21 protein-coding genes are annotated in these 21,200 nt (G+C 33.0%); 16 read left to right on the forward strand and 5 right to left on the reverse strand.

What is annotated here, in order from left to right:
- Positions 1 to 6: 6 nt before the first annotated feature.
- Genes thiS through ABRY23_10760 form a run of 7 tightly spaced genes read left to right on the forward strand, consistent with a single transcriptional unit; the run spans position 7 to position 3,733 of the window.
- Positions 7 to 225, forward strand: coding sequence for a sulfur carrier protein ThiS (gene thiS, locus ABRY23_10730; protein ID MFA3783526.1), 219 nt, complete (start codon positions 7 to 9; stop codon positions 223 to 225).
- Positions 215 to 1,453: an O-acetylhomoserine aminocarboxypropyltransferase/cysteine synthase family protein gene (locus ABRY23_10735; GenBank protein MFA3783527.1), complete on the forward strand. Its 1,239-nt coding sequence runs from the start codon at positions 215 to 217 to the stop codon at positions 1,451 to 1,453. Before thiS ends, ABRY23_10735 begins: the two co-directional genes overlap by 11 nt.
- A gap of 14 nt (positions 1,454 to 1,467) precedes the next feature.
- Positions 1,468 to 2,271, forward strand: coding sequence for a ThiF family adenylyltransferase (locus ABRY23_10740; protein ID MFA3783528.1), 804 nt, complete (start codon positions 1,468 to 1,470; stop codon positions 2,269 to 2,271).
- Between the two features lie 22 nt (positions 2,272 to 2,293).
- Positions 2,294 to 2,773, forward strand: a complete 480-nt coding sequence (locus ABRY23_10745; GenBank protein MFA3783529.1) for a DsrE/DsrF/DrsH-like family protein — start codon at positions 2,294 to 2,296, stop codon at positions 2,771 to 2,773.
- A complete protein-coding gene (locus ABRY23_10750) occupies positions 2,770 to 2,997 on the forward strand; it encodes a sulfurtransferase TusA family protein (GenBank protein MFA3783530.1) in 228 nt (75 codons plus the stop codon). Before ABRY23_10745 ends, ABRY23_10750 begins: the two co-directional genes overlap by 4 nt.
- A gap of 5 nt (positions 2,998 to 3,002) precedes the next feature.
- Positions 3,003 to 3,398 carry a M67 family metallopeptidase gene (locus ABRY23_10755; GenBank protein MFA3783531.1) on the forward strand — a complete coding sequence of 132 codons (396 nt, stop codon included), beginning with the start codon at positions 3,003 to 3,005 and terminating at the stop codon, positions 3,396 to 3,398.
- 59 nt (positions 3,399 to 3,457) lie between these two features.
- The gene (locus ABRY23_10760; protein ID MFA3783532.1) at positions 3,458 to 3,733 is read left to right on the forward strand and encodes a YciI-like protein; all 276 of its coding nucleotides are present in this window, start codon (positions 3,458 to 3,460) and stop codon (positions 3,731 to 3,733) included.
- A gap of 380 nt (positions 3,734 to 4,113) precedes the next feature.
- On the opposite strand, the gene ABRY23_10765 is transcribed toward ABRY23_10760, so the two are convergent.
- From ABRY23_10765 to ABRY23_10775, 3 genes are all read right to left on the reverse strand, one after another.
- Positions 4,114 to 5,328 carry a radical SAM protein gene (locus ABRY23_10765; protein MFA3783533.1) on the reverse strand — a complete coding sequence of 405 codons (1,215 nt, stop codon included), beginning with the start codon at positions 5,326 to 5,328 and terminating at the stop codon, positions 4,114 to 4,116.
- Positions 5,329 to 5,533: 205 nt separating this feature from the next.
- Positions 5,534 to 6,607: a hypothetical protein gene (locus ABRY23_10770; GenBank protein ID MFA3783534.1), complete on the reverse strand. Its 1,074-nt coding sequence runs from the start codon at positions 6,605 to 6,607 to the stop codon at positions 5,534 to 5,536.
- Between the two features lie 41 nt (positions 6,608 to 6,648).
- Positions 6,649 to 7,641 carry a methyltransferase gene (locus ABRY23_10775; GenBank protein MFA3783535.1) on the reverse strand — a complete coding sequence of 331 codons (993 nt, stop codon included), beginning with the start codon at positions 7,639 to 7,641 and terminating at the stop codon, positions 6,649 to 6,651.
- A gap of 231 nt (positions 7,642 to 7,872) precedes the next feature.
- On the opposite strand from ABRY23_10775, the gene paaZ reads away from it, so the two are divergent.
- From paaZ to ABRY23_10790, 3 genes are read left to right on the forward strand one after another with little or no spacing between them, the layout of a single operon-like run.
- Positions 7,873 to 9,906, forward strand: coding sequence for a phenylacetic acid degradation bifunctional protein PaaZ (paaZ, locus tag ABRY23_10780; GenBank protein MFA3783536.1), 2,034 nt, complete (start codon positions 7,873 to 7,875; stop codon positions 9,904 to 9,906).
- The gene (locus ABRY23_10785; GenBank protein ID MFA3783537.1) at positions 9,903 to 10,748 is read left to right on the forward strand and encodes a DUF2911 domain-containing protein; all 846 of its coding nucleotides are present in this window, start codon (positions 9,903 to 9,905) and stop codon (positions 10,746 to 10,748) included. Before paaZ ends, ABRY23_10785 begins: the two co-directional genes overlap by 4 nt.
- 5 nt (positions 10,749 to 10,753) lie before the next feature.
- Entirely contained in the window at positions 10,754 to 11,977 is a 1,224-nt protein-coding gene (locus tag ABRY23_10790) for a 4-hydroxy-3-methylbut-2-enyl diphosphate reductase (GenBank protein MFA3783538.1), read from the forward strand.
- A gap of 54 nt (positions 11,978 to 12,031) precedes the next feature.
- On the opposite strand, the gene ABRY23_10795 is transcribed toward ABRY23_10790, so the two are convergent.
- Positions 12,032 to 12,748 carry a type 1 glutamine amidotransferase gene (locus ABRY23_10795; protein MFA3783539.1) on the reverse strand — a complete coding sequence of 239 codons (717 nt, stop codon included), beginning with the start codon at positions 12,746 to 12,748 and terminating at the stop codon, positions 12,032 to 12,034.
- A gap of 567 nt (positions 12,749 to 13,315) precedes the next feature.
- On the opposite strand from ABRY23_10795, the gene ABRY23_10800 reads away from it, so the two are divergent.
- The 6 genes from ABRY23_10800 (at position 13,316) to ABRY23_10825 (ending at position 20,286) form a co-directional block, all read left to right on the forward strand.
- Positions 13,316 to 13,924, forward strand: a complete 609-nt coding sequence (locus ABRY23_10800) for a MarR family winged helix-turn-helix transcriptional regulator (GenBank protein MFA3783540.1) — start codon at positions 13,316 to 13,318, stop codon at positions 13,922 to 13,924.
- Between the two features lie 168 nt (positions 13,925 to 14,092).
- The gene (locus tag ABRY23_10805) at positions 14,093 to 14,755 is read left to right on the forward strand and encodes a DUF4159 domain-containing protein (GenBank protein MFA3783541.1); all 663 of its coding nucleotides are present in this window, start codon (positions 14,093 to 14,095) and stop codon (positions 14,753 to 14,755) included.
- Positions 14,756 to 14,801: 46 nt separating this feature from the next.
- Positions 14,802 to 18,161, forward strand: a complete 3,360-nt coding sequence (locus tag ABRY23_10810) for a DUF4175 family protein (protein MFA3783542.1) — start codon at positions 14,802 to 14,804, stop codon at positions 18,159 to 18,161.
- Positions 18,145 to 18,366 carry a hypothetical protein gene (locus tag ABRY23_10815; GenBank protein MFA3783543.1) on the forward strand — a complete coding sequence of 74 codons (222 nt, stop codon included), beginning with the start codon at positions 18,145 to 18,147 and terminating at the stop codon, positions 18,364 to 18,366. The genes ABRY23_10810 and ABRY23_10815 overlap by 17 nt, the downstream gene beginning before the upstream one ends.
- 123 nt (positions 18,367 to 18,489) lie before the next feature.
- Positions 18,490 to 19,275, forward strand: a complete 786-nt coding sequence (locus ABRY23_10820) for a hypothetical protein (protein MFA3783544.1) — start codon at positions 18,490 to 18,492, stop codon at positions 19,273 to 19,275.
- Between the two features lie 51 nt (positions 19,276 to 19,326).
- Complete coding sequence (locus ABRY23_10825) at positions 19,327 to 20,286, forward strand: site-specific DNA-methyltransferase (GenBank protein ID MFA3783545.1); 960 nt, start codon at positions 19,327 to 19,329, stop codon at positions 20,284 to 20,286.
- 214 nt (positions 20,287 to 20,500) lie between these two features.
- On the opposite strand, the gene ABRY23_10830 is transcribed toward ABRY23_10825, so the two are convergent.
- Positions 20,501 to 21,190 carry a TrkA family potassium uptake protein gene (locus ABRY23_10830; GenBank protein MFA3783546.1) on the reverse strand — a complete coding sequence of 230 codons (690 nt, stop codon included), beginning with the start codon at positions 21,188 to 21,190 and terminating at the stop codon, positions 20,501 to 20,503.
- Positions 21,191 to 21,200 lie beyond the last annotated feature (10 nt).

Raw genomic sequence — 21,200 nt, forward strand, 5'->3', positions numbered from 1 at the left:
GGTAAAATGAAACTAACAATTAACGGAAACACTGAAACAATTAACAAAGAAAAAATAACGGTATCAGAACTGCTGAAATTAAAAAATGTTGCTATGCCGGAAATGGTATCGGTGGAATTAAACGGCGAAATAATTGACAGCAGCTCTTATGAAAAAATTGAAGTGAAAGATTCAGATGTAATTGAATTTTTGTATTTCATGGGTGGAGGGAAAATTGGACTTTGAAACAAAAGCAATACACATCGGCTTAAATCAAGAAAATAAATTTGGCTCTGCCACATCTGTTCCTCTTTATCAAACTGCTGCATTCTCTTTTAATACAGCAGAAGAACTTCAAGAGGTGTTCGAAGGCAAACGATTTGGCTATGTATACACGAGAATTTCGAATCCTACTATAACAGCTTTTGAACTGAGAATAAATTCTCTCGAAGAGGGAATTGGTGCAATTGCTACTGCTTCTGGAATGGCAGCCATTGCGTCGGTTATTTTCGCTTTAACAGAACAAGGAGACGAAATAATTTCTTCTGAATCTCTCTTTGGTGGCACTTATTTATTCTTTAACGAGGTGGTAAGTAAATACGGAGTTAAGATTAATTATGTTGATCTTAACAACATCGATTCACTTAAAAAGTTGATAAACAACAAAACTAGATTAATTTTTCTTGAATCGATTAGCAATCCAAAATTAGAAATCCCCAACCTGAAACTGATTTCAAATGTTGCAAAAGAACACAACATTCCTGTTGTTGTTGATAATACCTTAACAACACCATACCTGTGGTGTTCGAAATATTTCGGTGCTGATATTATTGTTCATTCAGCAACCAAATACATAACCGGTAATGGTACTGCAATTGGCGGAGTATTAATAGATACGGGCAATTACAACTGGAAAGATTCTTCCGTAAACAAAATTAAAGAGCAGAGCAAAAAAACGGGAAATCTTGCTTTCTTATCTGTCGTTCGGTCAAAAATATATCAAAACATTGGATTTTCGCCTTCGCCTTTTAATGTTTTTCTGCATTTACTTGGACTTGAAACATTACACTTAAGAATGGAAAAACATTGCAGCAATGCTCTCGCATTATCAGAATATCTTAAGAATCATAAAAAAGTTGTGGATGTTAATTATCCTGGACTTAAAGGCAACAAATTTCATCTTGTGGGAAAAGAACAGTTTAATAATAAATTCAGCGGCTTGTTAACTTTTTCTCTCGAGTCTAAACAAGCATGCTTTAACTTTATTAACAACTTAAAATTAGTAAAAAATTTAGCAAATCTTGGCGATACACGTACACTTGTTATTCATCCGGACTCAACTATTTATATTAATTGCACACAAGAAGAAAAAAAATCAGCAGGAGTTAGTGATAACATGATTAGAGTTTCGGTTGGACTTGAAAGCATCAATGATATAATTGAAGATTTTAGTCAATCCTTGGAAAAAATTTAATGAGGAGAAACAACATGAATTTTTCAGAAGAACAAATTTATAGGTACAGCAGACATATTATATTAAAAGAAGTCGGTGGGGAGGGACAAAAAAAATTATTAGAATCAAAAATTCTTGTTATTGGTGCAGGCGGTTTAGGCTCTCCTGTTTTAGCTTACCTTGCTGCTGCGGGTATTGGAACTTTAGGCGTTGTAGATAGTGACGTAGTAGATTTAAGTAATTTACAACGACAAATAATTCACTTTACACCTGACCTTGACCTACCAAAAGTTGAGTCGGCTAAAAACAAAATAGAACAAATAAACCCGGATGTAAAAGTTGTCGCATACAATACAAGATTAACATCTAACAACATTGCAGAGATTATTAATCAATACGATTTTATAATCGACGGCACCGACAATTTTCCTACTAAGTTTCTAATTAACGATGCTTGCGTAATGCTAAGAAAACCATACTCTCACGCTGGAATCCTAAGATTCGATGGACAAACTTTTACTTACACACCTGGCAACATGTGCTACAGATGCATTTTTAAGGAGCCCCCACCGAAAGGTGCTGTTCCAACATGCAGCGAAGCTGGTATTTTAGGCGCTGTTGCTGGTGTCATAGGCTCAATTCAGGCAGTAGAAGCATTAAAATTCATTCTTAACAAAGGAGAACTGTTAACAAATAGACTGTTAACCTTCAATGCACTCTCAACAAAATTTAGGGAAATTAAATTGAGAAAGAATCCTAACTGTGCCGTGTGCGGGAATAATCCATCTATAAAAGAATTACAAGATCATGAACAGCCTGTTTGTGACCTAAAAACTTAAATACAATAAAGGAGTAATTGCAATGGAAAATAAAAAGAAGATATCAATAGTTTTATTTAGCGGTGATTTTGATAAAGCTATAGCAGCCTTTACTATAGCTTCGGGTGCAGCTGCTGTTAATTATGAGGTTAATTTGTTCTTTACTTTCTGGGGATTAAACGTCATAAAAAAATACAAAACTAGAAATGCAATCGGTGAAGGATTTCTTGCTAAAGTTTTTAATTTCTTGATGGGCGGCTTAAAGAATCTGCCATTAAGTCGCTTGAACTTCGCTGGTGCTAGTCCAAAACTTATGACAAATCTTATGAAGAAAAGAAACGTAGCAACTTTGAAAGAATTAATTGACGCATCTATTCTTCTTAATGTAAATTTTTACGCCTGCGAAATGTCAATCAACATACTTGGTCTTAAAAAAGATGATTTTATACCTCAAGTAAAAGAAATACTTGGCGTTGCAAAATTTTTAAATCTTGCAGAAAATGGGGAGGTGTTATTTATATGAAAACTGTAAAGCTTGATATAACAAAAGAACATTGCCCAATGACTTTTGTTAAAACTAAACTCGAACTGGAAAAACTTAGTAAGGGCGATATTCTTGAAGTAATTTTAAAGGAAGGTGAACCACTCGAAAATGTTCCTAAGACTGTTACTGAACAAGGTAATAAAGTAATCGAGATAAAAAATTTACACGATGATATTCACTTAGTTGTTATCGAAAAAGGGTAAAAATAATGACGATCAAAATTCCTAAAAAAATAATAAATAAGATTGTCGAACACGGTAAAAAAGATTTTCCTATAGAGGCTTGCGGATATCTTATAGGAAATGGTGATACAGTTACAGATATTATTTACATGACCAATATCGACAAATCTAACGAACATTTTACATTTGATCCTAAAGAGCAGTTTAAAGCTTTAAAGTATGCGCGTGAAAAGGGTGAAAAACTTTTAGCAGTTTACCACTCACATCCCAACTCACCTGCTAGAATGTCTAATGAAGATATTCGTTTAGCAAACGATACTTCAATGAAATACTTAATTTATTCTGTTGTTGATGATAAAATTAATTGTTTCATTGTTGATAAAGATAAGAATGTAGAAAAAATAGAAATTGTTGTTCTATAATAAGAAATAGTATACGTAAGTTTTTATTTTTGTTTTAATCAAAAAACATTTTAAACAAAATGTACTATATACTTTTTTACAAAACAGTTGAAAATTACTTAGAGAAACGAAAACAGTTTAGAGAAGAGCATTTAGCTTATGCAAACTCATATTATAAGCGCGGTGAGCTGCTTTTAGCAGGTGCATTAGCTAATCCATCTGATAGCGCCGTACTTGTTTTTAAAGCTGACAGTCCTCAAGTAGCAGAAGAATTTGCTAAAAATGATCCTTATGTATTAAATGGCATAATAGCTGAATGGAAAGTAAGAGAATGGACAGTTGTAATTGGTGGATAAATTTTAGCTTAAACTTAAGAAAAAGAACATCTTTCTTTAGTAAAAAGTCTTTTTACAGCTTTAAAATAGCCATCGCTGACCATCAAAAAAGCTTCGTTTTATTTGTTATGGACATTCACCCATTCGTGGGTCGAATTATTATAATTAATACAGCGAAAATCATTTTAGCAATTATTACCAATCCTGACGTACATTGTCAGCAGAAACAACCTCTTTCTATTGTCATTACGGCCCCGCTGTTGGCAGGGTCGCAATGAAAGTAATTTCTATAATTTGCTTAGTAGCACCAAAAATGCAACACGCACTGCCAATACTAAATTTTCACAGAACGTGCAATTGAAATCAAAGTTAAGTTTTTTATTACCGACTTTTACTAATCATTAGTTTTTCTTAACAGACCTCAAAAAGGTACCAAATTGCTTTTGTTCCTCAAGTCGACATGACCAAACCAATTCATCGTTCCAGACAGTAATATCGGGGCATCCGTCGCACATGCTCTGTCTGCCATCCGGCATAAAATCAACTGGCTGAATCATCATAATGGACTGCATGTAAGCTCTTTTAAAGATTCTAAATGGGTTCTTCAGCATATTCTTTGCAGCTTTTCTCAGTCCCTTATCAAACGGCCATAAAAACAGCATAGCCGATCGACCCATACCAGCAGTTTTAGGAGATGCGTATGATAAATAAGTTCCTTTAAAAAAATGATGCCATGCCATTACCAGTTCCAAAAACTTTGGACCCAAATAACCATATATTTTACCTGGCACACCTACTCGTTCAGTTAACAACCATTTGAACGAATCGACTTTTTCGGTCCCATTTAGATAAGCAGCAGGTGAGAAATCGGGAAATTTTTCTCTAATTTTACTTACCAAATCCGTTGAAAGAATATCTATTCTGCGTTTTTCATCTGAATGATACATAATTGATTGCCAATCAATTTTTTTACCGCCCGCAAACCAATCAAATGGCATATCAGGTACCACATGTCTAAATGCAATAAAGACCATTGTGTGAACAATATCTATATTGTTTTGTGCCCATTCTACCATTCCAGGTACGTATTGTAAGGTATCTTCATAAACTGTAGAATTAAATGAACAAGCAATATTTCCTTCATCGGCAAGCATCCGCGCATAATAATAACGCAGGTCGTTTAGTTCCAATTCGTTTTTGTTTCTCCATTCACCGCCTCTGCCTTGTTTGCTATCTATATGAAATGTAAATCCATAAACACCGGCTTTTTTTAATTCTTTAAGAAATTCTCTATTTAATGCCTTGCCATTAGTATTTATTATTGGTTTAAGTCCCCGCCTTTTAATTTCTGCTACCAGTTCAACTATATTGGGATACAATAATGGGTCACCACCTGCAATAGAAATACAATCAGAATTTCTATTCCGTTGAAATACATCCAGTTCATGTTTTACTTCCTCTAAGGACTTGTGTGAATTTTTTTCATTATTACGGTAGCATCCATCACATGCAAGGTTACACATTGCGGTCGGCTCAAGCCAAGAAATTGCGTTATCGGGTAATGTCCAAGGCAGCCTATAAAGCTCACGATGGTTAAGAACTCCATTGGTTTGCATAATTCATCCTCATTTTATTTATAAATGTTGGTTGTTAGCATACCCTAAAAAAAATAATTTATATTAACCGCTATTCTGCGGAGTAGTTGCAAAAATAAAATAAGGACGAATTTTAGGACTAAATGTATAAAAAAGTTTTCTTCAAATAAACTCTTCGATTAGCTTTAACAAAGATTTAAAAATATTTTAAATAAAAGTTCACTCGTTAATCAATTGGTTTGTTCATTATAATGTATTGTTGAAAATCATTTTTTGGTAAAAGAATTATATTTTCAGCTATAAGCTTATTTGTGGCATCTCTAATTATAAACTGATAAAGCCACAATATATATTCCCTAAATGAGCAGCAGTTTTTATAAGTAGAATTTAAATAATTTTCGAGTAATAAATTTCTATTATTTTCAAGCAAGGCTAACAAGTCTTTAGAAACAATATCGGCTATATTCTTGAGTTTCGTTAAATCATCTTGATTTATAACAGGTATGTATAAGTCATTTAACTTATAGTCAGAAAATTTCAGACTATAAGTTATATTTTCCAAATCTTTAGTTGAATTATAAAAAATACTGTTCCTCAATCTTCTTTTGTTTGTATAAACATGCAAAGTAAACAAAGGCAGACTTTTAGCATAATCATAATAATTTCCAAAAGGTTCTATTTCAGAATTATTATTGGACCTTTGCATTGACAAATAGTAGAATTCATTACCTCTTTTAGGTGGCGGCGATTTGAAAAATTCAACTTCTATATTTGTTATTTGCCATTTGTTTAATGCTACATCACTTAAAATAAAGAAAGAGAGTGAATCAAAAGGAACATACCGCAGAGATTCTATTTTTTCATACTCGTTTTTTATTTGAGCAATTTTTGACTTAATAATTTCTGCCACAAAAAAGCCAATCTCTTCTGACATCTTAGAAAGCTTCTCAGCATTTTCATCATTTATTACCATAAACGAAGGAAAAAATTTACCTTCATTGTTCCTTTTAACTAAACCTTGAGAATAAAGATCATTCAAAAGCAAATCATACTGAGAATCATTCAGATGTAAATATTTTTTTATTTCATTTGGCTGGGCTTCACTGTTAAGAAGTAGAATTAATTCTTTGTAAGGATTTTGTGATAGGTCGATACTCAATGGATGATCATCCCGAGCAACTATTTTTATTATATAGTCTTTTTTTACTTCCTCTGTTGTATGTTTGGCGCATGAAGCAATAAAAAAAAGAAGTAGCAGACTTATAATTACTATATTCGTTTTAGTTGATTTATATTTCATTACTATAATAATGCTGAAGTTAATCAAATTAAATCGTAAAATTATTTTTTATAACCAATCATCAAGCTGGTACCAAAACTTGTTGGCTTCAGTTCTACTTTTTCTATTTTTGCAGCAGTAAACCATTCTCGAATTTCTGTTTCGGTGTAAGTATCGCCATGTTTTGTACTTACAAGCATATTTAACGCAAACACCGCACTGTGATATGGTTTAGTTCTGTCTTCATTCATAATAAAATCATTAATAACTATCATTCCATTTGGATTAAGAGCCTCAGCACATTTGTTAATAAGATTTTTATTTTCAGTGTAACTATTTATGTGTATAACTGCAGAAAGTAAAATTAAGTCGTATTTACCGTTAAATTCATCAATCAAGTAGTTGCCTTCTACAAAACTAAATTTATCTGACAAATCAGCTTGTTCTACATATTTTTTTGTTAAGCGAATAACATTTGGTAAATCGAAGATGGTTGCATGTATTTCTGGTTTACTGTTTATTAATCCCATTGAAAACGCACCGGATCCTCCCCCAACATCTAAGACTTTATTAACATTTTTAAGATTTATCATCATGGCCAAGAGTTTAGATTGTTTCACAGCCCTGTAGTGCATCGCTGCAATAAAAGATTCAGTCCAATCTTTGCCTTTATTATTACTACTCTGATCACTCACTGCCGAATTTCCCTTTTTTACAGATTCCGTTAGATAACTCCAATTATCCCATAAATGGTTAGTATGAAATAGCCCAGCCATAAACTCAGGTTTGCTCTCTACCAAGTATTTAGAAGCTACTTCTGAATTATAAAATTTACCTTTTACTTTTCTAAGCAATCCCATTCCACATAATGCGTTCATTAGTCTATTAGTAGCTCTTTTATCAGTTAAAATACTTTCTGAAATCTCTTCGGATGTTTTCATATGTCCATCTAAGTAAGTAAAAATTTTTAGCTCAACAGCGGTCAACAAAATTCTACTTTCTTGAAACGCATACGCGATTTCTCTTATTTGTTCTGGTGAGTTAATTTCTCTCATTTAGTGTCTTTTTATTTTTTCTCCCAAATTAAAAATAAAAAAAGGAAAGTGTTTTAAGAAAAATCTTTTATAATAATATTAAAGAATAAGAATTTCCTAATGGAGAGTTATTTTTTTGAACTATAAAATTATAGTTACAACCTACTACAAAAAATATGATTTATTACTGCTATGGAATAAGATATCGTATATGATTATTTTTCAAAAGCAGTATTTAAGAAAGGTAAAAAAATGAACAGAATAAAATCCTTTGTAAAGGGGGAGTGGGTAGAGGGTAAGGGGAATTTTAAGAAAATATATAACCCTGTGACTGGTGAAGAAATTGGAGAGATATCATCTTACGGAATAGATTTTAAAGGCATGCTTGAATATGCGAGAGAAATTGGCAGCAAGCAATTGCGAAATATGACTTTCCACGAACGTGCAAGAATCTTGAAATCTATAGCTCAATACTTAATGCAGCGAAAAGATGAGTTTTATCCATTATCATATATGACTGGCGCAACCAAAGCAGATTCTTGGATTGATATTGAGGGGGGCATTGCCACTTTTTTTACATACGCAAGTAAAGGGAAAAGAGAACTTCCAGACGAAACTATTTGGGTAGAAGGGCAAACTGAAATTTTATCAAAATCAGGAACTTTTGTTGGTCAACATATATGTGTACCACTTCAGGGATGTGCAGTTCACATCAATGCTTTCAATTTCCCATGCTGGGGAATGTTAGAAAAACTAGCGCCAACTTTCCTTGCTGGAATGCCTGCAATTGTGAAACCTGCATCCATTTCAGCGTATTTAACTCAAGCTGTTGTAAAAGCAATTATAGAATCCAACCTTCTGCCTGAAGGGGCTTTACAGCTAATTTGTGGTGATGTGGGTGATTTATTCGACCACTTAACAGGGCAAGATGTTGTAACTTTTACGGGCTCTGCTGAAACTGGAAGAAAATTAAAAGCACATCCGAAGATTATTGAAAATTCTGTCCGTTTTAATATGGAAGCTGATTCATTGAACTGTTCAATTCTTGGATTAGACGTTACACCAGAAATGGAAGAGTTTAACTTATTCATAAAAGAAGTTGTAAATGAAATGACCGTTAAAGCTGGACAAAAATGTACTGCAATACGCAGAACAATTGTACCATTAAATCAAATGCATAATGTGGTGAATGCTCTAAAAGAAAAATTATCTAAAGTGAAAGTTGGTAATCCAACAGAAAAAGACATTAAAATGGGTTCATTAATAGGAGTTGAGCAATGTTTAGAGGTAAAAGAAAAAGTTTCTGTTCTTAGCAAAACTTCTGAAATTGTATTTGGGGATAATGATTCAAGAAATGGCACAAGCGCCTTCTTTGAACCGGTACTTCTTCAATGCAACACACCATTAATTTCAGCTGAACCACATGAAGTTGAGGCATTTGGCCCTGTAAATACCGTAATGCCTTATAAAAATATTGACGAAGCAATACAAATTGCTAATAAAGCAAATGGAAGCTTAGTAGCATCTTTATTCACTACAGACGACGAATTTGCTAAAAAAATTGTTTTGGGAATTGGAGCTTATCATGGGAGGGTGATGATTCTCAATCGATATTGTGCAAAAGAGTCAACTGGACATGGTTCACCATTGCCGCATCTTGTTCACGGTGGTCCCGGCAGAGCAGGTGGCGGTGAAGAAATGGGGGGCATCAGAGGTATTTTAAAATATATGCAAAGAACAGCCCTGCAAGGTCATCCAAACACACTTACTAATATTTGTAACCAATGGATAAAAGGCGGAGAGCAATTGACTGATAAAATCCATCCATTTAAAAAGTACTGGGAGGAAATTCAAATTGGCGAAACATATTTTACAAACAGGCGTACTATAACTGAAACAGATATTGTTAACTTTGCCGCAATTAGCGGCGACCATTTTTATGCTCATACAGATGATTTAGCTGCTAGAAATTCTATATTTGAAAAAAGAGTTGCACATGGATATTTTATTCTTTCTGCTGCTGCTGGACTTTTTGTCGACCCTTTTCCTGGACCTGTATTAGCCAACTACGGATTAGAAGGACTGCGATTTATAAAACCTGTTTATCCAGGCGATACTATCAGTGCAACCTTAACTTGCAAAAAGAAAACAACTAAAGAAAAAAAAGAAAATGAACCACCACAAGGTATAGTGGAATGGCATGTTGAAGTAAAAAACCAAAACAATGACATTGTAGCTGCCTACACAATATTAACTCTAGTGAAAAGAAAAGAGGTGAACGCATGAAAAACTTTCTTCTGATAATTAACATATTATTTGCATTGTCAAATATTACTGCACAAGTAGAACTGCCGAGATTAAGTCCTAATGCTACTGTATCTCAAACGGTTGGTTACACTAATATCACAGTTACTTACTGCAGACCGGGCGTAAAAGAAAGAAAAGTTTGGGGCGAGTTGGTTCCATATAATAAAGTTTGGCGTACTGGTGCTAACGAAGCAACTACAATTGAATTTACCACTGATGTTGTTGTTGAAGGAAATAAAGTCCCAGCAGGTAAATATGGCTTATTTACTATTCCAACCGATAAAGAATGGACAATTATTCTAAATAAGGTTTGGAATCAATGGGGAGCTTTTAATTACGATTCTAAACAAGATTTTCTACGCTTCAAAGTATTGCCATTAGAACATCCGTTTACCGAAAGAATGATGTTTGCCTTTTCGGAACTTACCGATAGCAGCACAGTACTTAATCTATTTTGGGAAAGATTAAATATCCCAATTAAAATAAAAGTAGATGTGCTGTCTCAAGCTTATGAAAAAATTAAAGACGCAATTAAAAAATCCAATACTGATTGGCACACTTATGCTCAAGCAGCTGAATATTGTGCAGACAATAAAGTCTTTCTTAAAGATGCCCTGCAGTGGATTAATACTGCAATTGAACTTAATAAAAATTTTTTCGTCTATTACGTAAAGGCAAAAGTACTTTTCAGCATGAAAAATTATAATGATGCATTAATAGCCATTGACAAATGCAGACAAGCAGGCAGCAACGACAAAGATTACGATTCCTATGTAACAAGGGTAGACTTGCTTGAGAGCCAAATTAAAAGTAAACTATAGTTAACATGAAAAAATTTGATATTCCTTCTAAATACAGAAGTTCGATAATTTCTAAAATAAAAGAACACCGTAAACTTGGCGACCCGCGAAAAAAAGATTTCTCGCCAACAGTTTTAGATTTTGGACCTCTTAATATCTATGTGGCTCGGCATTTCGGTTTCTGCTACGGCGTTGAAAACGCTATTGAAATTGCTTACAAGATAATCGATGAAAATCCCAATAAAAGAATCTTCTTACTAAGCGAAATGATTCATAATCCCAGCGTTAATGATGACTTGCAAAAGCGGGGTATCACTTTTGTTATGGATACTTACGGCAATCAATTAATATCTTGGGACGAAATTAATGCCGATGACATAGTAATAATACCAGCCTTTGGAACCACAGTTGAAATTGAAAACATGCTCATAAAAAAGGGCATAGACACAATAAAATATAATACTACATGCCCATTTGTTGAACGGGTCTGGAACAGAGCAGAAACACTCGGTCAAGAAAATTACACTATTATCATTCACGGCAAACTAAAGCATGAAGAAACACGAGCAACTTTTTCCCACAGCATTCTTAAATCAGCTTCATTAATCATTAGAAACCTCGAAGAGGCCAAAATATTAGGAGATATTATTTTAGGGAAAATTCCTGGCCAAAAACTTTATGAATTTTTTTCGGGAAAATATTCTGAAAATTTCGATGTCAAAAAAGATTTGCAAAAGATAGGCGTTGTTAATCAAACTACAATGCTTGCTTCAGAAACTCAAGCAATAGCCGATTATTTAAAAAATATTATGATTAAAAAATTTGGCAAGGAAAAATTAAAAGAGCATTTTGCAGATACACGCGACACTCTTTGCTATGCAACAAACGATAATCAATCAGCTACTATTGCTCTTTTAGAAACAAACTCAGATTTTGCTTTAGTAGTAGGTGGTTACAATAGTTCTAATACCACTCATCTTGTGGAAATATTAGAACAAAAATTTAAGACTTATTTCATATCAGACTCAGAAAAAATAATATCTAATGAGAGCATCAGGCATTACGACATTCATGCCAAAAAAGAAATAATCACAAAAAATTTTATTAATCAAAAAGAAAAAGTTAACATTGCCATAACCAGCGGAGCTTCATGCCCAGATTCTATAGTTGACGAGGTAATTAAGAAACTTATCTCTTTCTTTGAAAATGCAAAAAGTCTTGAAGATGTAATATTAACTATAAATAATTAACATTCGGTACTATTTTGCCCACGTAAGCCTATAAACCAATTTAGAACTAAGCAATTATTGCTTGTTGTCAGCAATTTTTAAAAAATTGGCAAATAATTGTCTCCCCACTCGAACATATTCGTCATATATATTACTAAAACTTTCTCTAAGTTGATTTCTATCTAACTGAATAAGATCGGGGTCTTCTTTGATCCATCTCTCGAACATTTCATTTGTAAGCTCAAAATGGCACTGAATGCCATAAGCATTTGAACCTATTTTTACAATTTGATTTCGACATAGACTTCCAGTGGCTAAAAGTATCATACCTTTGGTCAACTCAACAGTTTCACCATGCAAGTGAAATACATTAAATGAGTATTCAAGATTATTAAATAATTGGTCTTTTCTGCCTTCCTCAGTTAATTGTACAGAAAAATTTTGACCTTTCGGATCTATAAAACCTATTTCTTTAAATGGACATTTAACAACTTTTCCGCCGCTTGACTTAACCAAAAGCTGAAGTCCCAAACAAATCCCGAGGTAAGGAATTTGTGCCTGCAGAATTTTCTGTATGTAATTAATCTCACTTTTTATTTTCACGCTTTCATCATTTGCACTATCTGACCCGCCAAGAACAACTACGGCTCCAAAATCTTCACAAGGTGGAAGTGTCTCGCCGAGCTGCAAATCAATAATTTTGTAAGGAGCTTGATGCTCTTCCAATACTTCTTTAATTAAACCCGGACCCTCTCTGCTTTCGTTTTTTATGATTAGTATCTCTTTTTCCATGTTTATTTCCATCGCCAAATTTTGAATAATATAAAATACAAAATGTTCTTAAAGGAATTAAATAAAATAATTATTACTTGCTTTTAATAGCGTTCATAACATATCTGTCCAATATATTTTTTATTTCGTCCCTAAATGGACTTAATCTATTTCTTTGTTCTTTATCCTATAAATATTTTGTCCTGAGGGGACAATAAAGCTTTGATTATGCATAAACCAATGTAATCCCTTTAGGGATTATGTTATAGAATAAATAAATATCAAACTGAAGTTAAAAGTCCCGTATGGACGAGATAGGGATTGATTTACAAGACAGGTAGAATAGTCCAAAATCATGAAGTTTTCTAAATTTATTTGGTAATTCATCCCTTCGGGATTTGATTTCAAAATTATTTTGGACAGCAGTGGTTCATAAAATTATACGGATGAAACAATAACCCAGATTAGCTAAGTTTTGAAATTATAGAGTGATATCATTGAATAGCCAAATCCTTATTTTAATGAAGCAGGATAGTGGCAGAATAAAAATGATTCGGTTATTTTTTAATCATAAAATTGAGGAAATGAATGCAATCACCTTTTCATCTTGAACAACAAAACATAAGTATTGATAGCCGAATAGTAGCTTCATTAGAAAGAATATCCGAAGCTTTTCGAGTTTTATTTTGGAACGAAAGTAAAAAGTGGGGATTAAGTCCAATTCAGCTGCAAATCTTAATCTTTATTTGTACACACAGTAATGAAAAATGTAATATCACTTATCTTGCAAAAGAGTTTAATATGACCAAAGCAACGATTAGCGATGCAGTAAAATCATTAGAAGAAAAATCACTTATTAAAAGGAAAATCAATCCAAACGATTATCGCAGCCACTCAATAGAGCTGACTACAGAAGGTAAAAAAACTGTAAGCAAAGCAAGTTATTTTGCAAATGAGCTGGAAAAATCAATTAGCTCACTAAACACAAACGATAAAGAAAATTTGCTCCTCAGTTTAATTGACATAATTTATAATTTAACAGCGGCAGGTGTAATTACAGTTCAAAGAATGTGTTTAACATGTATTCATTACAGCAAAGATGAAAAGAGCGGCGAGCATTTTTGCAAATTGCTTAACAAAAAATTGAAAAACTCTGAGCTTCGTATCGACTGTCCAGAACATTCATTTGCAAAGTAGCATTACCACAAGTAAATCACCAATAATAATTAATAACTAATTTCAAAGAAATTACATCCCTTATAACTAATGCACTCCAAATCAAATTGCTTTGAATAATATAATTTTTGACCATGCAATGTGATTTATTAAATTATATATTTGAACATAAGCAAATAAAACAATAATATGAGATTCATTCATAAGATATTGCTTTTGGCTTTGTTCTTTGGAGAAATTGTTTTTTCTCAGTCAAAAGATGCATTTCAAATTGTAAGATTAAAATATAACGGCGGAAGCGATTGGTATAACGGTCAAACTGAAGAAGTAAATTTATTAAAATACATTTCACAACATACAAATATTAAAACTTACCCAGAGTATAAATTTGTCGATCTTTCCACAGGAAATATTTTTGCTTATCCCTTTTTATTTATGACTGGTCACGGAAATATTACTTTTTCAGATAATGATGCAAAAAAGCTTCGCACTTATTTAGAAAATGGGGGTTTTTTATACGTAGATGACGATTACGGACTCGATAAAGCTTTTAGAAGAGAGATAAAAAAAGTATTCCCCGACAAAGAATTAGTTGAACTCCCTTTCAGTTATGGTCTTTATCACTGCTTATACGATTTTAACAATGGACCACCTAAAATTCATGAACACGATGGGAAACCAGCTCAAGGTTTTGGTATTTTTTACAACAATAGATTAGTTCTTTATTACACTTATGAAAGTAATCCTAGTGACGGGTGGGACGATCCAGATGTTCACAACGACCCCCCAGAAAAAAGAGAGGAAGCGCTTAAGTTTGGAACTAATTTAGTAGTATGGGTTTTATCTAATTAGCTTTTTTGTTTTAGTTCTTTTCTTAACAGCATTTTCATAGGAATATATGAATCAAAAACTTGATAAATTACAAAATAGAATTGCTGCCGTAGAAAAAAAAGAAAATCTTAAATCTGCACTTAATGGATTATACCTAACCGTTTTAATTTTATTTTCTATCTTTATTTTTTTCAGTTTACTTGAAGCACTGTTTAATTTTAACTCTCATATCAGGTCTCTATTTTTTTTTATTACCATTGCTCTACCAGCTAGCTCTTTTTCTTACTTTGTTCTTTTACCATTAATAAAAAATTATCTTTTTCCATTTAAGATTAATTATGAACTCGCAGCACAAAAAATTGGGGACCATTTCCCAGAAATTAAAGATGAGCTGAAAAACGCACTGCAATTAGTAAATGATAAATCAGAAAACTATTCTCCCTTGCTTATTGATGCTGCATTTGAACGAGTTTACAAAAAAACCGAGAAATATAATTTCGATGAAATTATCGACTTCAATTCCACAAACAAAACACTTAAAATCTTAGTAGCAGCGATATTACTTTCAATTGCATTGTTTGCTTCACTTACGGAAATAAGAACAGCCGCTTATAGACTAATTAATTTTAACAAGGAATTTACTACCCCGCCGAAGTTCGTTTTTGAAATTCAACCAGGGAATGCAGAAGTAACGAAGGGTGATGATATAATTATAAAAATTAAAACAAGTGGAAGCAGAATAAAAAACGTAAATTTATTTACAAAATTTGCTGAGCAGTCAGAATTTTCTGATAATAAACTCTTATCAGATTCATTTGGTTACTTTACCTATTCAATTCGTAATATCAAAAGTTCCCTAAATTATTTTGCTTCTGCAGACGGCATAACATCGCAGAAATACAAAATAACCGTTATCAACAGACCATTTATAAACAGCTTAGAAGTAAAAATAACCCCGCCATCCTACTCACAACTCCCCACACAATATCAAAAGGACAATGGAAATATTATCGCATTGCCGGGAAGTAAAATTCTTATTTCTCTTCTTTCATCCCGTGAATTAAACTCGGCAGCAATTTATTTTAGTGATAGCTCAAAACAAGTAATGCATTGCAACGATATTGCAGCAAGCACAAGCTTTATTATTAAAAAAAGCATCGATTACAAAATTATTATTCAAGATAAAAACAGAAACACAAACGCTAATCCAATTACTTATTCAATAAAAACACTAACGGATTTATACCCTGATATCCAAGTTTTGTCGCCCAATAAGGATTTACAATTAGATAACAATCATGCCATTCCTTTTACATTAAAAATAAAAGACGATTACGGGTTCACCAAATTGTTATTACACTACAGGATTTATGAATCAAAATACAGACAACTGACTGATGAATTCTCTCAAATATCAATTCCAATTACACTTTCATCGAAAGAAGAAGATGTTTATTACGTGTGGGATTTATCCCCTTTAGTATTAGCTGAAGGTGAGGCACTGACATATTATTTTGAGATTTTTGATAACGATAATATAAACGGACCAAAACAAACCAAATCACCCAGCTTTACTGTACAAGTTCCATCGTTAAATGACATTTTCAAGACAGTTGACAACACTCAGAGCAAGACAACAGAAGATTTAAAACAAGTATTGCAGGAAGCTAACGAACTGCATCAAGAGCTGAGGCGAATTTCGGAAGAACTAAAGCAAGATAAGCCACAAATTAATTGGGATGAGAAAGAAAGAATAGAAAAAGCCACTACTAAGTTTAACGATATAAACCAAAAAATAAAGGATATATCTCAAAAATTAAGCGAGACGCAAAATGAATTGATGAAAAGAAATTTACTTTCTGAAGAGACTTTGAAAAAATACATGGAGCTTCAAAATCTTTTAGAACAATTAAGCAGCGATGAGTTTAAAGAAGCAATGAAAAAGCTTCAAGAAGCTTTACAGAATTTAATGCGAGACCAAGTTCAACAGTCATTAGAAAATTTTAAAATTGATGAGGAGTATTTTCGAAAAAGCATTGAAAGAACTGTCAACTTGCTAAAGAGAATACAAATTGAGCAAAAAATAGACGAGCTAATAAAACGAACAGATGAACTCCAAAAGAAAATACAAGACTTGGAAAGCAAAACCAAACAAGGAAATCTTAATGATAAAGCACTAAGGGATGAACTAAGCAAAAGACAAAATGATATAACAAAGGAATTTAAAGACTTAGAAGACACTATGGAAAGTCTTAACAAAAAAATGAATGAAATTGATGAGGTCCCAAAGGAAGAGATGAACAAAATACTTCAAAACTTCGAGCAACAGAACAATAATTCTCTTTCACAACAGGCGAGCGAACAGATTACTCAACAGAAAAAAAATGAAGCATTGCAAAATCAGCAACAAATGCAATCAAATTTACAAAGCTTGTCGAATCAGATTAAAAACATGCAGACAGCAATGCAGCAGCAATATCAAGCTCAAATGTTTAAGGATATGGTAAAAATCATAGACAACCTGCTGACCCTTTCCAAGGAACAGGAAGAATTAAAAAATAACACTGAACAGGTATCCACTTTTTCGCAGCAAATGGATAAATATGCTCGTAAACAAAACGAATTACAAAACAGTCTTGAAAAAATAATGCAACAAATGGCAGATTTATCACAAAAGACTTTTGCAATAACACCAGAAATGGGTAAAGCTTTGGGAGATGCAATTTCGCAGATGAATAGATCAACAAATTCTTTACAAAACAAGAATAATAGTGCTGCTTCTTCAAGCCAACAAAATGCAATTTCTTCGTTAAACGAGGCTGCATTATTGATGAAAAGCTCACTTGAACAAATGATGAACGGTTCAGGCAGCGGTGGAATGATGTCGCTTTTTCAGCAGCTGCAAAAAATGGCTCAACAGCAGATGGGATTAAATCAAATAACACAAATGCTGCAGCAAGGCAAATATACTCAACAACAACTTGCTGAAATGCAGCGCTTAGCTCAGCAGCAAGAACTAATAAGAAAATCACTTGAACAATTAAATCAAGAAGCTAAAGAAAGCGGGCAATCGAAACGCCTGGCTGCTAATCTGGATAAAATTTTACAAGATATGCAAGAAGTAGTTACAAATCTTCAAACACAAAAGTTAGACGATAACCTAATAAAACAGCAGGAACGTATTCTCTCAAAATTACTTGATGCACAAAAATCAATAAATGAAAGAGATTATGAAGAGACCCGTCAATCAAATACCGGAAAAGATATTCAAAGGCAATCACCCCCAGAACTCGAACTAGCCAAGGAAAAAAGTAAAAACAAACTTAAGGATGAACTTATACGCGCAATCAACGAGGGATACAAAAAAGATTATGAAGAATTAATTAGAAAGTACTTCGAAGCACTTCAAAATGAAAAAGAAAAATAAAACTATATTAACTTTTTTTATTTTGGCAGTATTATTCGTTTTCTCTTGTGAAAACGATGCAAAAAAAGAGAAGGGAAATTCTAAAAACGAAATACAAAAACTTGAGATGATAAAAAAACAAAAGCAAGCTGAATCAGATTCACTTAAACGCGAAATTGAAAAGCTGAAAAAACAACGTGACAGTTTAAATTCATTAGACCGATAAACATGTTTATTTAACAGCTGAAATGAAAACTTTTCTCATAACTTTGCACAGATAAAGTTTAGATTGGAATGTTAAACTAACCTACAATAAATCATGTCTAATTTTCAAAAAATGGATTTTACAATGAGCAAAAAATTACTATTCACTACTTGGCTGCTTCCCATTTTATTTTTTACGAACTGCAGCAGTAGTATAGATATCCAAAGCAATTGGTTAAACGAGAAAATAACATTAAACTCAGATAACCCTAACTGGCAAAAGGGATTAAAAAAACTAGACGATAAACCTATTTATCTAAACACTCTAAACGATAACGAATTTATTTATGTTTATTTAACCACTACTGACCCGTTGTATGAACGACAAATTTTTATGAGAGGATTAACAATTTGGTTCGACTCAACCGGAGGAGACAGCAAAATTTTTGGTATCGCTTATCCGATAGGATTAAAAGATGGCGAATTTATGCGACAGCAATTCGATCAAAATAAACAAGATATGCCAAGTCATGAAGAGTTAACTAACGAATCTCTTAAGGAGCTCGAAATAATAGGTCCAATGCAAAACCAGAGATTTAGAACTTCGCCTGATGGCTCAAAAGGAATTGAAGCTAAAATAGAGAAAAGAGATGGAAATTTTATTTACATGCTTAAAGTCCCTCTTTTTAAGTCACCTGAACATTATTTTGCAATTGGAACACGAGCTGGCAAACCGCTTGGGATGGGAGTAGAATTAAACAAGCCAAATTCTCGTGATTTTCCTACATTTGGAATGGGTACTTTCAGACCACCGGAAGGGATGATGCAGCCAAACGAAGGTCAAAGAGGAAGAAGATCATTCCGTGGAATCCAAAGTCGTAATTCTGTTAGAGAATTGGACGTGTGGTGCAATATTACGCTTGCAAAATAAATATCATAAATGCCTGAAATAGTTCAACAAAATGCAATTAAATAAAAAAACATGATGGGAGAAAAACGTTCGTCGAGGAACAAGACTATTGTTTTAACAAGTAAAGAAAAAGTTTTGTACTCACAAAGATTAATAACTTTGCAAACGAAAGCCAAGCTATCTCAAATTATAAATAAAACAATAAATCAAGATTTATTCACGGCTTTAGGTTACCTTCCCGAATCTTTTGTAGATTTATTATTTATTGACCCCCCATACAATTTGAACAAATCTTTTAACTCAACTTCATTTAAGGAGATGCCGACAAAAGATTATGTTGAGTGGATTGATTCATGGCTTTCAAAGTTAGTTAGGACGCTAAAGAAGACGGCTTCGATTTATATTTGCGGTGATTATCGTTCTTCAGCAGCTATTCAACAAGTAGGTGAAAAGTATTTTAAAGTGCAAAACAGGATAGTTTGGGAAAGAGAAAAAGGGCGTGGTGCCAAAAAAAATTGGAAGAACAACACAGAAGATATATGGTTTTTTACAGTAAGTGATGATTACGTATTTAATATAGATGCGGTCAAGATTAAAAAGAAAGTGATTGCTCCTTATCGAATTAATGGTTTGCCAAAAGACTGGGAAGAATCCAAAAATGGAAATTATCGTTTAACTCATCCTTCAAATATATGGACTGATATAACAGTTCCATTCTGGTCTATGCCAGAGAATACAGAGCATCCAGCACAAAAACCAGAAAAACTATTAGCGAAAATCATATTAGCATCTACAAACGAAAACGATGTTGTTTTAGACCCTTTCCTTGGTTCGGGTACAACATCTGTCGTTGCAAAAAAACTTAACAGGAAATATGTGGGCATAGAATTAGACAAAACCTATGCGTGCTTAGCTGAAAAAAGATTATTCTTAGCAGAATCAAATAAAACGATACAAGGCTACTTTGATGGCGTATTTTGGGAAAGAAATACATTGCAAGATCAAGCAAGAATAAATTTAACCCAGAAATGAATTTTGCCGAAAGATAAATTTTTCTGCAAGCTGTTTCGGAAAAGATAGAATTGTATATCAGAAACTTATAAAAAACTCAACGTGTAATTAATAAAAAATAACCCCGGCTTATACACTCCCATTACTTGTCCACCTTTATTTGTTACTAAATTCATCTACCTCGAAGTGGTGATTTTTTCATAAATAACTCCGACTCAGATAACATACACAATTATCATTCAATAATTTTTTTAATATCTTTTTCTTTTCCGAATAGGACTAGAACATCATTAGCTTCCAATACTGTAGTGGATGTTGGGACTCCGTAAATTCTTTGTTTAACAATTTCTTCGCCAGTAGCTTCATCTTTAATGGTATAGCTTCTTTTTATTGTTATTAAGTTAAGATTAAATCTTATTCTAAGATTAATTTCTTGCAGCGACTTCCCTACAAATGCCTTGGGTGTTTTAATTTGCAGAATATTGTATTCTTCCCCGATAGGTATATAATCAAGAATATCATCGCTAAGCAAAGTATTTGCTACTTTATTAGCAATTTCAAATTCAGGTGTAATAACATGATGAACACCAAGTTTATTTAATATTTTCTCTTGAATTTTAGAAGAAGCGCGGGCAACCACTTTTTTCACACCCATTTGAAGTAAAAGAACTGAAGTTAGAATTGTATCTTCAAAATTTGTACCGATTGAAATAATAACAGCATCCATTTTATCTACTCCAACAGAGCGCAGTGCACGTTCCTCTGTTGAGTCCATCTTAATGGCATAAGTTACTTTATCTTTTATATCTTCTATTATATCCATATTGCGGTCGATTGCAATTACCTCGGCTCCTTTTTCAGCTAAGGAAATTGCAATACTTACGCCGAAATCTCCAAGTCCAATTACTGCAAATTTCTTGTTCATTTTTTCCCTA

It is taken from the genome of Melioribacteraceae bacterium 4301-Me, assembly GCA_041538185.1.
GTDB classification, from domain to species: domain Bacteria; phylum Bacteroidota; class Ignavibacteria; order Ignavibacteriales; family Melioribacteraceae; genus Pyranulibacter; species Pyranulibacter aquaticus.

What these genes read in the sequence shown, in the direction of transcription:
- ABRY23_10775 (MFA3783535.1), bottom strand. Translation starts at nt 7,641, where the DNA reads ATGAGAGAAATTAACTCACCAGAACAAATAAGAGAAATCGCGTATGCG.
- paaZ (MFA3783536.1), top strand. Translation starts at nt 7,873, where the DNA reads ATGAACAGAATAAAATCCTTTGTAAAGGGGGAGTGGGTAGAGGGTAAG.
- ABRY23_10825 (MFA3783545.1), top strand. Translation starts at nt 19,327, where the DNA reads ATGATGGGAGAAAAACGTTCGTCGAGGAACAAGACTATTGTTTTAACA.
- ABRY23_10820 (MFA3783544.1), top strand. Translation starts at nt 18,490, where the DNA reads ATGAGCAAAAAATTACTATTCACTACTTGGCTGCTTCCCATTTTATTT.
- ABRY23_10765 (MFA3783533.1), bottom strand. Translation starts at nt 5,328, where the DNA reads ATGCAAACCAATGGAGTTCTTAACCATCGTGAGCTTTATAGGCTGCCT.
- ABRY23_10750 (MFA3783530.1), top strand. Translation starts at nt 2,770, where the DNA reads ATGAAAACTGTAAAGCTTGATATAACAAAAGAACATTGCCCAATGACT.
- ABRY23_10815 (MFA3783543.1), top strand. Translation starts at nt 18,145, where the DNA reads ATGAAAAAGAAAAATAAAACTATATTAACTTTTTTTATTTTGGCAGTA.
- ABRY23_10760 (MFA3783532.1), top strand. Translation starts at nt 3,458, where the DNA reads ATGTACTATATACTTTTTTACAAAACAGTTGAAAATTACTTAGAGAAA.
- ABRY23_10800 (MFA3783540.1), top strand. Translation starts at nt 13,316, where the DNA reads ATGCAATCACCTTTTCATCTTGAACAACAAAACATAAGTATTGATAGC.
- ABRY23_10805 (MFA3783541.1), top strand. Translation starts at nt 14,093, where the DNA reads ATGAGATTCATTCATAAGATATTGCTTTTGGCTTTGTTCTTTGGAGAA.
- ABRY23_10830 (MFA3783546.1), bottom strand. Translation starts at nt 21,190, where the DNA reads ATGAACAAGAAATTTGCAGTAATTGGACTTGGAGATTTCGGCGTAAGT.
- thiS (MFA3783526.1), top strand. Translation starts at nt 7, where the DNA reads ATGAAACTAACAATTAACGGAAACACTGAAACAATTAACAAAGAAAAA.
- ABRY23_10785 (MFA3783537.1), top strand. Translation starts at nt 9,903, where the DNA reads ATGAAAAACTTTCTTCTGATAATTAACATATTATTTGCATTGTCAAAT.
- ABRY23_10810 (MFA3783542.1), top strand. Translation starts at nt 14,802, where the DNA reads ATGAATCAAAAACTTGATAAATTACAAAATAGAATTGCTGCCGTAGAA.
- ABRY23_10755 (MFA3783531.1), top strand. Translation starts at nt 3,003, where the DNA reads ATGACGATCAAAATTCCTAAAAAAATAATAAATAAGATTGTCGAACAC.
- ABRY23_10795 (MFA3783539.1), bottom strand. Translation starts at nt 12,748, where the DNA reads ATGGAAAAAGAGATACTAATCATAAAAAACGAAAGCAGAGAGGGTCCG.
- ABRY23_10790 (MFA3783538.1), top strand. Translation starts at nt 10,754, where the DNA reads ATGAAAAAATTTGATATTCCTTCTAAATACAGAAGTTCGATAATTTCT.
- ABRY23_10745 (MFA3783529.1), top strand. Translation starts at nt 2,294, where the DNA reads ATGGAAAATAAAAAGAAGATATCAATAGTTTTATTTAGCGGTGATTTT.
- ABRY23_10740 (MFA3783528.1), top strand. Translation starts at nt 1,468, where the DNA reads ATGAATTTTTCAGAAGAACAAATTTATAGGTACAGCAGACATATTATA.
- ABRY23_10770 (MFA3783534.1), bottom strand. Translation starts at nt 6,607, where the DNA reads ATGAAATATAAATCAACTAAAACGAATATAGTAATTATAAGTCTGCTA.